Source organism: Micromonospora sp. B11E3, from assembly GCF_039871625.1.
Taxonomy (GTDB): Bacteria; Actinomycetota; Actinomycetes; order Mycobacteriales; family Micromonosporaceae; genus Micromonospora.
The window spans coordinates 14,719-27,948 of sequence record NZ_JBDPMC010000058.1 but is presented as its reverse complement, the minus strand read 5'-3'; the positions used below and the strand labels follow the sequence as shown (position 1 = coordinate 27,948).

The 13,230-nt window shown below is 74.5% G+C and carries 16 protein-coding genes; all 16 read left to right on the top strand.

Translation table 11 applies throughout. The features are described from left to right. Nucleotides 1-25 precede the first annotated feature (25 nt). The 16 genes from murC to ABGB16_RS24320 all read left to right on the top strand — a co-directional run bounded on the left by murC (nt 26) and on the right by ABGB16_RS24320 (nt 13,157). Nucleotides 26-1,507 carry a UDP-N-acetylmuramate--L-alanine ligase gene (murC, locus tag ABGB16_RS24395; protein ID WP_347670423.1) on the top strand — a complete coding sequence of 494 codons (1,482 nt, stop codon included), beginning with the start codon at nt 26-28 and terminating at the stop codon, nt 1,505-1,507. Further along, the gene (locus ABGB16_RS24390; RefSeq protein WP_347670422.1) at nt 1,504-2,319 is read left to right on the top strand and encodes an FtsQ-type POTRA domain-containing protein; all 816 of its coding nucleotides are present in this window, start codon (nt 1,504-1,506) and stop codon (nt 2,317-2,319) included. Before murC ends, ABGB16_RS24390 begins: the two co-directional genes overlap by 4 nt. A 276-nt stretch (nt 2,320-2,595) precedes the next feature. After that, complete coding sequence (gene ftsZ, locus ABGB16_RS24385) at nt 2,596-3,711, top strand: cell division protein FtsZ (protein WP_347670421.1); 1,116 nt, start codon at nt 2,596-2,598, stop codon at nt 3,709-3,711. Between the two features lie 8 nt (nt 3,712-3,719). Then, on the top strand, nt 3,720-4,466 hold the full coding sequence (locus ABGB16_RS24380; RefSeq protein ID WP_347670420.1) for a YggS family pyridoxal phosphate-dependent enzyme: 747 nt from the start codon (nt 3,720-3,722) through the stop codon (nt 4,464-4,466). A 197-nt stretch (nt 4,467-4,663) separates the two neighbouring features. Continuing rightward, a complete protein-coding gene (gene sepF / locus ABGB16_RS24375) occupies nt 4,664-5,389 on the top strand; it encodes a cell division protein SepF (RefSeq protein ID WP_347670419.1) in 726 nt (241 codons plus the stop codon). Nucleotides 5,390-5,418: 29 nt separating this feature from the next. Continuing rightward, nucleotides 5,419-5,718: a YggT family protein gene (locus tag ABGB16_RS24370; RefSeq protein ID WP_347670418.1), complete on the top strand. Its 300-nt coding sequence runs from the start codon at nt 5,419-5,421 to the stop codon at nt 5,716-5,718. Nucleotides 5,719-5,770: 52 nt separating this feature from the next. After that, a complete protein-coding gene (locus ABGB16_RS24365; RefSeq protein ID WP_347670417.1) occupies nt 5,771-6,574 on the top strand; it encodes a DivIVA domain-containing protein in 804 nt (267 codons plus the stop codon). 123 nt (nt 6,575-6,697) lie between these two features. Beyond that, on the top strand, nt 6,698-7,279 hold the full coding sequence (locus ABGB16_RS24360; protein WP_347670416.1) for an IS607 family transposase: 582 nt from the start codon (nt 6,698-6,700) through the stop codon (nt 7,277-7,279). Continuing rightward, the gene (locus ABGB16_RS24355; RefSeq protein ID WP_347670415.1) at nt 7,276-7,449 is read left to right on the top strand and encodes a helix-turn-helix domain-containing protein; all 174 of its coding nucleotides are present in this window, start codon (nt 7,276-7,278) and stop codon (nt 7,447-7,449) included. Before ABGB16_RS24360 ends, ABGB16_RS24355 begins: the two co-directional genes overlap by 4 nt. A gap of 9 nt (nt 7,450-7,458) precedes the next feature. Beyond that, the gene (locus ABGB16_RS24350) at nt 7,459-8,058 is read left to right on the top strand and encodes a hypothetical protein (protein WP_347670414.1); all 600 of its coding nucleotides are present in this window, start codon (nt 7,459-7,461) and stop codon (nt 8,056-8,058) included. A gap of 3 nt (nt 8,059-8,061) precedes the next feature. Beyond that, nucleotides 8,062-8,361: a DUF167 domain-containing protein gene (locus ABGB16_RS24345; RefSeq protein WP_347670413.1), complete on the top strand. Its 300-nt coding sequence runs from the start codon at nt 8,062-8,064 to the stop codon at nt 8,359-8,361. 22 nt (nt 8,362-8,383) lie between these two features. Next, nucleotides 8,384-9,889, top strand: a complete 1,506-nt coding sequence (locus tag ABGB16_RS24340) for a potassium/proton antiporter (RefSeq protein ID WP_347670412.1) — start codon at nt 8,384-8,386, stop codon at nt 9,887-9,889. 223 nt (nt 9,890-10,112) lie between these two features. Further along, the gene (locus ABGB16_RS24335) at nt 10,113-10,532 is read left to right on the top strand and encodes a TraR/DksA C4-type zinc finger protein (protein WP_347670411.1); all 420 of its coding nucleotides are present in this window, start codon (nt 10,113-10,115) and stop codon (nt 10,530-10,532) included. A gap of 63 nt (nt 10,533-10,595) precedes the next feature. Further along, nucleotides 10,596-11,198, top strand: coding sequence for a signal peptidase II (lspA, locus tag ABGB16_RS24330; protein WP_347670410.1), 603 nt, complete (start codon nt 10,596-10,598; stop codon nt 11,196-11,198). After that, on the top strand, nt 11,195-12,139 hold the full coding sequence (locus ABGB16_RS24325; RefSeq protein WP_347670409.1) for an RluA family pseudouridine synthase: 945 nt from the start codon (nt 11,195-11,197) through the stop codon (nt 12,137-12,139). The genes lspA and ABGB16_RS24325 overlap by 4 nt, the downstream gene beginning before the upstream one ends. Nucleotides 12,140-12,182: 43 nt before the next feature. Then, on the top strand, nt 12,183-13,157 hold the full coding sequence (locus ABGB16_RS24320) for a hypothetical protein (protein ID WP_347670408.1): 975 nt from the start codon (nt 12,183-12,185) through the stop codon (nt 13,155-13,157). Nucleotides 13,158-13,230 lie beyond the last annotated feature (73 nt).

Here is a 13,230-nt window from a genome sequence, read left to right as displayed (position 1 = left end):
CCGTCGAGACCGGAAGGTACCCGTCATGAACACCGCGCAGTTCACCCCGGCCGGCACCCTGACCGCCGAGGACCTGGGCCGGATCCACCTGATCGGGGTCGGCGGCGTCGGCATGAGCGGGCTGGCCCGGCTCTTCCTCACCCGGGGCCTGCCGGTCTCCGGCAGCGAGCTGCGGGAGTGGCCGTCGCTGGCCGGCCTGCGCGCCCTGGGCGGCACCATCCACTCCAGCCACGAGGCGGCCAACCTGGACGGCGTGGACACGGTCGTCTACTCCTCGGCGATCCCGCAGGACCACCTGGAGATGGTGGAGGCCCGCCGGCGCGGGCTGCGGGTGCTGCACCGCTCCGAGGCGCTCGCCGCGGCGATGACCGGCCGCCGTACGGTGGCGGTCGCCGGCACCCACGGCAAGACCACCACCACCTCGATGGTCACCATGGTGCTCCAGCAGGCGGGGGTCGACCCGTCCTTCGTGATCGGCGGGGAGATCTCCGAGGTCGGCTCGGGGGCCCATCACGGCACCGGAGAGCACTTCGTGGTCGAGGCGGACGAGAGCGACCGCTCGTTCCTGATCTACCGCCCGTACGTCTCGATCATCACCAACATCGAGGCCGACCACCTCAACACGTACGGCGACCTGGCCAACCTGGAGGCCACCTTCGCCGACTTCGCCCGGCTCACCGACCCCGCCGGGTACGTCATCACCTGCGCCGACGACCCGGGCGGGCGGCGGCTGGCCGAGACGCTGCGCGCCGAGGGCCGCCGGGTGCACACGTACGGCGAGTCGCCCGACGCGGACCTGCGGCTGACCGAGATGGTCTCCTCCGCGCAGGGCGTCCGCTACCTGGCCGAGATCGACGGCCGGTCGCTGGGCGAGATCCGGCTGCCGGTGCCGGGGCGGCACATGGGGCTCAACAGCGCCTCGGCGGTGCTGGCGGCGTACCTGCTCGGGCTGCCCGTGGAGGCGGCGGAGGCCGCGCTGGCGGTCTTCCCCGGCGTGCGCCGGCGCTTCGAGCGCAAGGGCGTCGCGGACGGGGTGCTGGTCTACGACGAGTACGCCTACCACCCCACCTCCATGACGCTGGCGTTGCAGACGCTGCGCGAGGTGGCCGGCGACGGGCGGCTGATCGTGGTGTTCCAGCCGTACCGGCTCTACCGCACGCGCGACCTGCAGGCGGAGATCGCCGCGGCGCTGGGCATCGCCGACGAGCTGGTGCTGCTGGAGGTCTTCGGCCCCGGCGAGCTGCGGGCACCGGGGGAGGGGTCGGCCGCGCTGGTCGAGGCCGTGCCGCTGCCGGCGGAGCGGAAGGTCTTCGTGGAGTCCTGGGAGGACGCCCCGGTCGAGGTGGCCCGCCGGGCGCGCCCCGGTGACGTGGTGGTGACCATGGGCGCCCCGCCGATCTCGCTGATGGGCGACCAGCTCCTCGACGCCCTGCTCGCCCGCACCGGGGACGCCGCCGGGGTCGGCGCCACCGGTGACGCGGAGGGCACGGCGGCCACCGCCGGATGAGCCCCGGCCCGGCGCGCGGCCGTACCGGCGCCGCGGATCCCGGCGGCCGGCGCGGGCCGGCGCGGCGCTGGCAGCTGGTCCGGGCCGACAGGGACGCCGTGCCGCCGTCCACCCGCCGGTTCATGGCCCGGGCCCGGCAGCGCCGGGTGCGCGCCGCGCTGCCCTGGGCGGTGGCGGCCGGGGTGCTCGGCCTGGGCGCGCTGGTCGCCTGGACGCTGCTGGGCACCGGCCTGTTCGGGGTGCGCGAGGTGCGGGTGGAGGGCGTGGAGCTGGTCACCCCGGTCGACGTCCGGGAGGCCGCCGCGGTGCCGGACGACCACCCGCTGGCCCGGGTGGACCTGGCCGCCACCGCGCGGCGCATCGGCCGGCTCCCCCCCGTGGAGCGGGTCACCGTGTCCCGGGACTGGCCCGGCGCCCTGGTGGTACGGGTGGTGGAGCGCACGCCGGTGGCGGTGGTGCCGCAGGGCGACCGGTTCGCCGTGGTGGACCGGTCCGGGGTGGTCTTCCGGACGGTGCCGGAGCCGCCGGACGGCCTGCCGGTGGTGCGGGTGGCCAGGCCGGGCCCGAAGGACCCGGGCACCCGGGCGGGGCTGGAGGTGCTGGCCGCGCTCACCCCCCAGCTGCGCGACCGGCTGGTCGAGGTCACCGTGGAGGGGCTGGCCCGGATCAGCCTGCGGCTGCAGGGCGGCCGGACCGTGGTCTGGGGCGACGCCACCCGGGGCGCGGACAAGGCGCGGGTGGCCACCGTCCTGCTCGGTCGGAATGCCGACACGATCGACGTCAGCGCCCCGGACGTGGTCACGTTCAAGTGATCCGCGGATCAGCGGACACTCGGGTGTGGGCGGTGCGCCGACTGGGAAATGAGGCGTGGCCCTCTCCGGCGGCGACACGCCGGGCGGGTCCTTGGCTCCGGGCGTGGGGCCGCTTACGTTGCCCCGAAGAGGATCAGTGGTTGACATAACTGTAAGCCTCTAGTAGAGGGTGAGGGTTCAGCTCTCGGCCTCATGGAGGAACTGCGGCCGTCGGCGCTGGTCTGGCCAAGCCGTGTGGGGTCGGCCCATGCCAATCTCGAAGGGAAAGGACCGGAGATGACACCTCCGCACAACTACCTGGCGGTCATCAAGGTCGTCGGCATCGGGGGCGGCGGCGTCAACGCCGTCAACCGGATGATCGAGGTTGGGCTCAAGGGCGTCGAGTTCATCGCGATCAACACCGACGCGCAGGCGTTGCTGATGAGCGACGCCGACGTGAAGCTCGACGTCGGCCGCGAGCTGACCCGCGGGCTCGGCGCGGGCGCCAACCCGGACGTGGGCAAGAACGCCGCCGAGGACCACCGCGACGAGATCGAGGAGGTGCTCAAGGGCGCCGACATGGTCTTCGTGACGTGCGGCGAGGGCGGCGGCACGGGCACCGGCGGCGCGCCGGTGGTGGCCAACATCGCCCGCAAGCTCGGCGCGCTGACCATCGGCGTGGTCACCCGGCCGTTCTCGTTCGAGGGCAAGCGCCGGCAGGTGCAGGCGGAGGCCGGGATAGACGAGCTGCGCAACCAGTGCGACACGCTCATCGTCATCCCGAACGACCGGCTGCTCGCCCTCGGCGACCGCAACATCAGCATGATGGACGCGTTCCGCACGGCCGACCAGGTGCTCCTCTCCGGTGTCCAGGGCATCACCGACCTGATCACCACCCCGGGTCTGATCAACCTGGACTTCGCCGACGTCAAGAGCGTGATGAGCGGCGCGGGCAGCGCCCTGATGGGCATCGGCAGCGCCCGGGGCGAGAACCGCGCGGTCGAGGCGGCCGAGGCGGCGATCTCCAGCCCGCTGCTGGAGCAGAGCATGGACGGCGCCCGTGGCGTGCTGCTGTCCATCGCCGGCGGCTCCGACCTCGGCCTGTTCGAGATCAACGACGCGGCCCAGCTGGTCACCGACGCGGCCCACCCGGACGCCAACATCATCTTCGGCGCGGTCATCGACGACGCCCTCGGCGACGAGGTGCGGGTCACCGTGATCGCCGCCGGCTTCGACGGCGGCGCGCCGGCGTACAAGGCGGTCGAGCCGGGCCGCAAGAGCAACCAGAACCAGCCGGCCCAGCCCACCCCGACCGTGACGCCGCAGACCACCATGCCGACGCCGACCCAGTCGCCGCGCCGGGTGCTCTTCGACGACGTGGACGTGCCCGACTTCCTCAAGAACGGATCCTGACCACACCGATGACGGACGCGCACCCGACGGTCCGCCCGGACCGCCGCGCCGAACTGGCGGCCGGGCTCGCCCGGGTCCGGACCCGGATCGCCGACGCCTGCTCGGCCGCCGGCCGGGACCGCTCCGAGGTCGTCATGATCGCGGTGACCAAGACCTACCCGGCCTCCGACGTGCTCGCCCTGGCGGGACTCGGGGTCACCGACGTGGGGGAGAACCGCGACCAGGAGGCGGCGGGCAAGGCCGCCGAGGTGGCAGCCGCGGGGGCGACCCCGCGGTGGCACTTCATCGGCCAGTTGCAGCGCAACAAGTGCCGTTCGGTGGTCCGGTACGCCGACGTCGTCCAGTCGGTCGACAGCGTCCGCCTGGCCCGGGCGCTCGACGCCGCGGCGGTGGCCGGCCGGGACCGGCCGCTGGCCGTGCTGGTCCAGGTGAGCATCGACGGCGACCCGGCCCGCGGCGGGGCGCTGCCGGACTCCGCCGACCCGGACGCCGGGCTGGGCCCGGTGGCCGAGGCGGTGGCCGGCGCCCAGCGGCTGCGGCTGGCCGGGCTGATGGCGGTGGCGCCGCTGGGCTGGGAGCCGGAGCGGGCGTTCAGCCGGCTGGCCGAGATCGCGGGCGGATTCCGCGCGGCCCATCCGGAAGCCGTGGCGCTTTCCGCCGGAATGAGTGGGGATCTGGAGACCGCCATCGCGTACGGCGCGACACATGTCCGCGTCGGCAGCGCGTTGCTCGGAATGCGTTCCACGCTGCGGTAGCCTGACCGCGAGAGAAGCAAATTACATCAGTGTTGTTTCAGGAACGGCGTCCCGACGTCAAGGGGGCACGGCCCGCGACCGCGAAACGCGGGCCGGGGATTGCCGTTCCGGTCCGGTGGGCATCAGATGTCCACTCGCGAGAAGCGACACGGCACGACGGGGGCGCGTGCCGCACGGCGGACGGGAAGGGCGCGGGGATGGGCGCACTGCGCAAGGCGGGGGTCTGGCTCGGTCTGGTCGAGGAGGACGACGAGCGGGCGTACGACGACGGTGGCTACGACAAGGGTGGCTACCGCGATTCGCGTTACCGGCAGGGCAGCCGGTACGCCGAGGAGTTCGCCGACGAGGACGACGACGAGGCCGACGAGCCGCCGGCGCCGCGGCCCCGGGCCGGCGAGCGTGGCAGGCTGACCGAGCGCTCGGCCAGCCGCCCGCTGGACGCCGACCGGGCCGAGTCCGACCGGCCGGAGCGGCCCGAGCGGTCGGAGCGGTCGGAGCGGTCGGAGCGCTCCAGCGTCCGGTCGATCACCCGCGGCTCCGCCGGCGAGACCTCCGGCGCGCTGAGCTACCACACCCGGGACAACCTCGCCCTGGCCCCGCAGGCCCAGCCCCGGGAGCGGGCGGTCGCGCCCGAGGAGGAGCAGCGTTACCAGATCACCACGCTGCACCCGACCACATATCGGGAGGCCCGCACGATCGGGGAGCACTTCCGCGACGGCGTTCCCGTGATCATCAACCTCACCGAGATGGACGAGGCGGACGCGCGCCGACTGGTCGACTTCGCCGCCGGGCTGGCTTTCGGCCTGCGGGGTACGATCGAGCGCGTGACCAACCGGGTGTTCCTGCTCTCACCGGCCAACGTCCAGGTCACCGCGGAGGACAAGGCCAAGATCGCCGAGGGCGGGTTCTTCAGCCTGAGTTAGACCCGCCCGACCGAGGGACGTCGCCTGCTGTGTTGTCGATCCTGCTGCAAGTGCTGTACCTGATTCTGTACGTCTTCCTGATCCTTCTCCTGGCCCGGTTTGTTCTCAGCGCGGTCCTCGCGTACGGTCGCCGCTGGCAGCCGGGACGGGCGGCGACGGCGGGACTGGAATCCGTGTGGAGCGTCACTGATCCGCCTCTGAAGGCGTTGAGGCGGGTGATCCCTCCACTGCGAATTGGTACCGTGAGCATCGACCTGGCCTCCCTTGTGCTCCTGGTTATTCTGTTCGTGCTGATGGAGTTCGTGTTGAAGCGGCTGATCCTCGGGTGAACACCCGCAGGTCCAGCCCGCTACGCGGCCGCAACTGACCCGAGGAGTTTCGATGCCGCTGACCCCGGCCGACGTCCACAACGTCGCCTTCAAAAAGCCGCCGATCGGCAAGCGGGGGTATGACGAGGAGGAGGTCGACGCCTTCCTGGACGAGGTCGAGCGTGAGCTCGCCCGTCTGATCGAGGAGAACAACGAGCTGCGCGCCCAGGTGGAGCGGGGTGGCCGTGGTGGCGCTCCCGCCGGCCCCGGTGGGGACGCGCGGCTCGCCGCGGAGCTCAACGACGTCAAGGCGCAGCTCGACCGGGTGCAGCGCGACAAGGCGGCGGCCGAGCAGGCCGCCCGCGCGATGCAGGCCGAGCTGGAGCAGGTCCGCGCCCAGGGCGGCCCGGCCGTCGGCGGCGACGGCGAGCAGCAGGCGCTGCGGGTGCTGATGATGGCCCAGCGCACCGCCGACGACCACGTCTCCGACGCCCGCCGCGAGGCCGACCAGCTGCTGTCCGAGGCCCGCGCGAAGGCCGAGGAGGTCACCCGCGAGGCCCGCGCCAAGGCCGACGCGCTCGAGCGCGACGCCCGGCAGCGGCACCAGGAGGCCATGGGCGGCCTGGACGCGAAGCGCACCGCGCTGCAGAAGCACATCGAGGAGCTCAAGCAGTTCGAGCGGGAGTACCGCACCCGGCTCAAGGCGTACCTGGAGAGCCAGCTGCGTGACCTCGACGGCCGGGGTCAGGGCCTCGAGGCCGAGATGACCCGGGGCGAGGGCAACCGTGCCGTGGGCGGCAGCAACGGCCTCGCCGCCGCCGGCCTCGCCAGCTCGTACGGCGGCGGCCGCTCCGGCGCGCTGGAGTCCGGCCGCTGATGCCGGGCCGGCGGCCGTCGCCCGACGGCCGCCGGCGGCGACCACCTGAATCCCGACGCGGCGGGGGTGACAACTGTTGGCGCATCGGTGATCTTTAGCGACAGATAGCGTTATGGTTTCGTCGTGAACGTGAAGGAATGGGCGGCGGCGACCGGCGTCTCATACGTGACCGCGCGGCGGCGGTACGCGGCCGGCACGCTGCCCGTTCCCACGTGCCGGCTCGGCCGTCTCATCATGGTCGGTGAACCGCTGACCGGCGCGGCATCCGACGCCGGGAAGACCGTGGTATACGCCCGCGTCTCGTCAGCCGGCCAGAAGCCGGACCTGGACCGGCAGGTCGCCCGGGTTGCGGTCTGGGCCACTGGCCGGCGCCTGGCCGTGGACCAGGTCGTGACTGAGGTTGGGTCAGCGCTGAACGGGCAGCGGAAGAAGTTCCTCGCGCTGCTGCGTGACCCTGCCGTGACGACGATCGTGGTCGAGCACCGAGACCGGTGTGCCCGCTTCGCCGCCGAGTACGTCGAAGCCGCGCTGGCTGCGCAGGGCCGCCGAGTGCTGGTTGCCGATCCGGCTGTGGTCGACGACGATCTCGTGCGCGATGTGACCGAAATCGTGACCTCGTTGTGCGCGCGCCTGTACGGACGGGGTGCCGCTGCCAGCCGTGCGCGCCGCGCCGTTGAAGCCGTCACCGGGGACGACCCGACGTGAAGACGATCCAGGCGTACCGGTTCGCCCTCGACCTCACCCCGGGACAGGAACGGGCAGTGTACGCGCACGCCGGGGCCGCCCGCGTCGCCCACAACTGGGCGCTCGCCCGGGCGTCCCACCGCAAGGCGGGACTACCAACCATGTGCTCACTTGAGCGCACTGAAAGGTAACGGTGAGCTGTGATTGTCGCAAGCCTGCTGCTCATCCTCGTCGCGGTCGTGCTTCTCGTGCTCGGTCTCGCGGGTGGCTCCAGCCTCCTGCTGACGACCTCCATCGCGGCCAGCCTGCTGGCCGCCCTCGCGTTGATGGCGGGCACCCGCCGCGTGGCCGCCAGCCGGGCGACCGCGGGCCGGTCCGACGCCGACGCCTCCCGGCTCCGCCGGCCTCCGCCCGGGTCCCGCGCCCCGACCGGGCCGGACATCCCGACGCAGCACGTTCCCGCGACGGACGGCACCGAGGACGCCGGGTGGCGGCAACCGCCCGGGTCGTCGGTCCCGACGGCCGAGGCGTCCGTGGCCACGGACGAGCCGCCCGACGAGCCACCCGACGAGCCGCCGGCGCTGCGGGTGTCCCCCGCCGACGCGACGCTCGTCGCCCGGCTCGACGCCGAGGTCCTGGTGGTGGACGGCCGGCCCCGCTACCACCTCGCCGACTGCCCGCACCTGTTCGGGCGGGACGTCGAGCCGCTGCCGGTGTCCGAGGCCGTGGCGCTGGGCTTCACCCCGTGCGCCCGCTGCGCCCCGGACACGGCCCTCCTGGCCGATTCCCGGCCCCACTGACCTATGGACGACACGCTCACGATCGCCGTACGGGTGAAGCCCGGCGCCGCCCGGGCCCGGGTCGGCGGCCGGCACGACGGCCCGCACGGGCCGGCCCTGGTGGTCGCCGTGACCGCACCGCCGGTCGACGGCCGGGCCACCGAGGCGGCCCGCCGGGCGCTCGCCGACGCCCTCGGCGTCCGGGCAGCGGCGGTCTCCCTGCGGGCCGGCGCGGCCAGCCGCGACAAGCTCTTCCTCGTGGAACGCCCGACGCCGGAGCTGGCCGAGGCGCTGCGCCGGCTGCGCGACGGGTCCGGCCGGTGACGGCTGCCCGCCCCGGGGCGGCGTGAGCCCCGGGCTCGACGTCGCGCTGCTGCTCGGCGCGGCGGTGGTGCTGGTCGCGGTCGGCGCCGTCCGGTTCTCCACTCGGCTCGGCCTGCCGAGCCTGCTGGTCTACCTCGCGCTCGGGGTGGCGCTCGGCGAGTCCGGGCTGGGCATCCGGTTCGACGACGTCGAGCTGACCCGGGCGCTGGGCTTCTGCGCGCTCATCGTGATCATCGCCGAGGGCGGGCTGACCGCCCGGTGGAGCACCCTGCGGCCGGTGCTCGGCCTGGCGGCGACGCTGTCCACAGCCGGCGTCCTGGTCAGCATCGTGGTGGTCGGCCTCGCGGTGCACCTGCTGCTCGGGCTGGACTGGCGGCTGGCCATGCTCTACGGCGCGGTGCTGTCCAGCACCGACGCCGCCGCCGTCTTCGCCACGCTGCGCCGGCTGCGGCTGCCGCCCCGGCTGGTCGCCACCCTGGAGGCCGAGTCGGGGATGAACGACGCCCCGGTGGTGCTGCTGGTGGTGCTGCTGTCCCGGTCGGGCGCGGAGGCCGCCCACCCGTGGTGGTACGAGGGGCTGCTGCTCGGCTACGAGCTGGGCGTGGGCGCCGCGGTCGGGGCGGGCGCGGGGATCGCCGGCCGGTGGGCGCTGCGCCGGGCCGCGCTGCCCTCGGCGGGGCTCTACCCGATCGCGGCGGTGGGGCTGACGGTGCTCGCGTACGCCGCCGGGGCGGTGCTGCACGCCTCCGGCTTCCTGGCCGTGTACGTGGCCGGGGTGCTGCTGGGCAACGCCCGGCTGCCGCACCGGCAGGCCATCCTGGGCTTCGCCGACGGGTTGGCCTGGCTGGCCCAGATCGGGTTGTTCGTGCTGCTCGGGCTCCTGGTCTCGCCCGGCCGGCTGGACGCGGCGGTGCTGCCCGCGGTGGTGGCGGGCCTGGCGCTGGTGCTCGTCGCCCGCCCGCTGTCGGTGGCGGTGTCCGCCTGGCCGTTCCGGGTCGGGCCGCGCGAGCAGGCGTTCCTGTCCTGGGCCGGGCTGCGCGGGGCGGTGCCGATCGTGCTGGCCACGATCCCGCTCTCCGAGCGGGTGCCGGGGGCGGGCCGCCTCTTCGACGTGGTGTTCGTGCTGGTGGTGATCTTCACGCTGCTCCAGGCGGGCACGCTCGCCCCGGTCGCCCGCCGGCTCGGCGTGACCGCGCCGGCCGAGGCGGCGGAGATCCGTGTGGAGACCGCGCCGCTGGAGCGGATGCGGGCCGACCTGCTGCAGCTGGAGGTGCCCCCGGGCTCGCGGCTGGGCGGGGTGCACGTGGACGAGCTGCGGCTGCCGGTCGGCGCGTCGGTGACGCTGGTGCTGCGTGACGGGGCGGGCTTCGTGCCCGGCCCGGGCACCCGGCTCAAGGTCGGCGACAGCCTGCTCATCGTGGCCACGGCCGGGGTGCGGGACGAGGCCGAGCGCCGGCTGCGCGCGGTCAGCCGGCGGGGACGCCTGGCCAGGTGGTTTGGCGAGTACGGCGAGGATCGCGGCGACTGATCTGCTAGCGTTCCTTTTGCCCATTTGAGGGCTTTTCGGGGCTGAATAGCGGTGCGGCGGTGCGGCACGTTGTCGGACGCCTGTACGTTCCGTATTCTTGCCAATCTCCGGAGTGCGCGGCGCGTTGCCGCGCGCCCGTTTTGTTACCTGGGGGCGCCAGGCCGGTGCCCCCTGGTCCAGGGGCCGCGGCGTGCCGCGGTGCCCGCGGCGCGAGGGAGCGACGATGGCGAAGCCAGCCGAGACGAAGACCGCCGGCCGCAAGCCCGTGGTCCGGGCCACCCGCAGCGCCGCGGAGACCGAGAAGATCCGGGCCGCCCTGGCGGCACGGCGCGACGAGTTGCGTGCCGAGTACGATCAGACGCTGAGCGAGATCACCGAGCTGCAGCGCGACCGGCTGACCGACTCGGCCGGGGACGACCAGGCCGACACCGGCACCAAGACGTTCGAGCGGGAGCAGGAGATCTCTCTCGCCAACAGCATCCGGGAACGGATCACGCAGGTCGAGCGGGCACTGGAGCGGCTCGACGAGGGCGCCTACGGCTGGTGCGAGCGGTGCGGCGACCCGATTCCGGTGGAGCGGCTCGCCGCCTTCCCGTCGGCGACCCTCTGCGTGAAGTGCAAGCAGCTGGAGGAGCGGCGCTGATCCCCGCTCCCCGGCCGGTCCGGGCGGTGAGCCATCACCGCCGAGAGCGTCGATGGGGAGCAGATGACGGCAACACCGCCCGCCGAAACCGCCACCGCTGAGCCGGGCGGCGGCAAGCCCCGGCGTCGGGCGATCGTGATCCTCGCCGGCACGGCCCTGGTCGCGTTCCTGGCCGATCTGCTCACCAAGCACCTCGCCCTGCAGACCCTCACCGACCGGGGGCCGGTGTCGCTGCTCGACGGCACGGTCTACCTCAGCCTCACTCGCAACAGCGGCGCGGCGTGGAGCATCGGCTCGGGGCACACCTGGGTCTTTCCCCTGATCACCATCGCGGTGATCGGCTGGATCGGCTGGATGGCGCTGCGGCTGCGCTCGGTGCCGTGGGCGATCTCGCTCGGGCTGGTGCTCGGCGGGGCGCTCGGCAACCTCGCCGACCGGATCTTCCGCGCCCCGGGCCACTTCGTCGGCCACGTCGTCGACATGATCAGCCTGTTCGACCCGTACGGGCGGGTGTGGCCGGTGTTCAACCTGGCCGACAGCGCCCTGGTCTGCGGCGTGCTCCTGGCCGTGCTGCTGGAGCTCACCGGTCGCCAGCGCGACGGCTCCCGGGTCGGGGCGAGGAAGGCCGCCGACGAGACGCCGGTCGAGCAGCGGGAGCGGGCGTGACCTCCGCCTTCGCCACGGGTGGCGACCACCGTTCCCTGCCGGTGCCCGACGGCCTGGACGGCATGCGGCTGGACCAGGCCGTGGCCCGGCTGTTCGGGCTCTCCCGCACTGCCGCCGCGGCCCTGGTCGACGCGGGCGACGCGCTGGTCGACGGCGCCGCCCGGGCGAACTCGCACAAGGTCAAGGCCGGCTCCTGGCTGGAGGTGACGCTGCCGGCCCCGGCCGCCCCGCCGACCGTGGTGCCGCAGGCGGTCCCCGGGCTGCGGGTGGTCCACGCCGACGACGACATCGTGGTGGTGGACAAGCCCGTCGGCGTCGCCGCCCACCCCAGCCCCGGCTGGACCGGCCCGACCGTGATCGGCGCGCTCGCCGCGATCGGCCACCGCATCTCGACCAGCGGCGCCGCCGAGCGCCAGGGCGTGGTGCACCGGCTCGACGTGGGCACCACCGGGGTCATGGTGGTCGCGAAGAGCGAGCAGGCGTACAGCGCGCTGAAGCGGGCCTTCAAGTACCGCGAGGTGGAGAAGCGCTACCACGCCGTCGTGCAGGGGCACCCGGACCCGCTGCGCGGCACGATCGACGCGCCGATCGACCGGCACCCGCACCACGACTACCGCTGGGCGGTCGTCTCGGGCGGCAAGCCCAGCATCACCCACTACGACACGCTGGAGGCGTTCCCGGCGGCGAGCCTGCTCGACGTGCGGCTGGAGACCGGTCGCACCCACCAGATCCGGGTGCACTTCTCCACGCTGCGCCACCCCTGCGTGGGCGACCTCACGTACGGCGCGGACCCGACCCTCGCGGCCCGGCTCGGGCTGACCCGGCAGTGGCTGCACGCCCGGTCGCTGAGCTTCCTGCACCCGCGTACGGGCGACGAGGTGACGTTCGTCAGCGACTACCCTGACGACCTGGACCGGGCGCTGCGGGCCCTCCGCGACTGACCCGGCGACCGGCCGAGACGATCTGACGAGGGGGTCCGCCCCGGTGCGCGCTGCCGAACCGCCGTACTCCGCCGACCCGGAGCAGGGCCGGCCGCCGTCCGGCCAGCCGCGGGTCGGGGAGGCGCGTTCCGGTCGACCAGGGCCGGCGGGTGCCGGCGACCGGCCTCGACGGCGGCCCCGCTGGCTGACCTCGGCCGCGCTGCTGGCGGTGGCGGCCGTGCTGCTCACCGCGGGCTGGGCGACCCGCCACGACCGGCCGGTGGGCGACCGTACGGTGGGCGAGGTGACCCGGGTGGGCATCGCGGCCGGCGATCCGGTCCCCGGCTACCTGGCGGACGCGCGGGCGGAGCTGGCCGGCCTGCGGGCGAGCGCGTCGGCGGCCGGGACGTACGCGCTGGTGTCGTTCTCGGCGTACCTGCCGCCGGACCGGTTGCCCGGCCTGCTCGCCGGGGTGACGGTGACGGAGGTGGTCGTCCGGGCGCCCCTGCCCGGCCGGCAGACCGAGATCGTCCGCCTGCCCGCGCAGCGGCTGCCGCAGGACGTCGTCGCCGGCATGGCCGGGCTGGCCGAGCGCAAGGACCGGGAGGCCGCCGACTACGCCGCCCGGGGCGCCGGGGCCGCCGACCCCGAACTGCGTCGGCTGTACGACACCGGGGCGCAGGTCGCGGCGGGGGAGGCGGCGGCGTACCGGACGGGCTGCGCCTGCGCATACGCGGCGCTGGTGCGGGCCGCGCCGGACGCGCTGCGGGCGCTGGCCACCCGGCCGCAGGTCCGGGCCGTCGACCCGGCCCCCGAGCTGCTCCGCCTGGACCGGGCGGTCCTCACCCCGCCGCTGCCCGAGCAGCACGACGTGGCCCGCCCGCCGGCCGACAGCGGGCCCACCGGTGCGCCGGCCCCCGGTGGTGAAACGTCGGAAGCGGCACCGAACGTGACGCTGCGTACACCCGCGGCCGGGTCAGCGGCGCCTGGCGCCGACCCGCCCGGGGCCGCCACCTCGTCCGACGCCGCCGGAGGCTGACCGGGCGGCCATCCCGGAGTGGCGAAGACGGGCCAGGATGTGCGCGGACCGGTGTGGTCCGCATAGGGTTTCG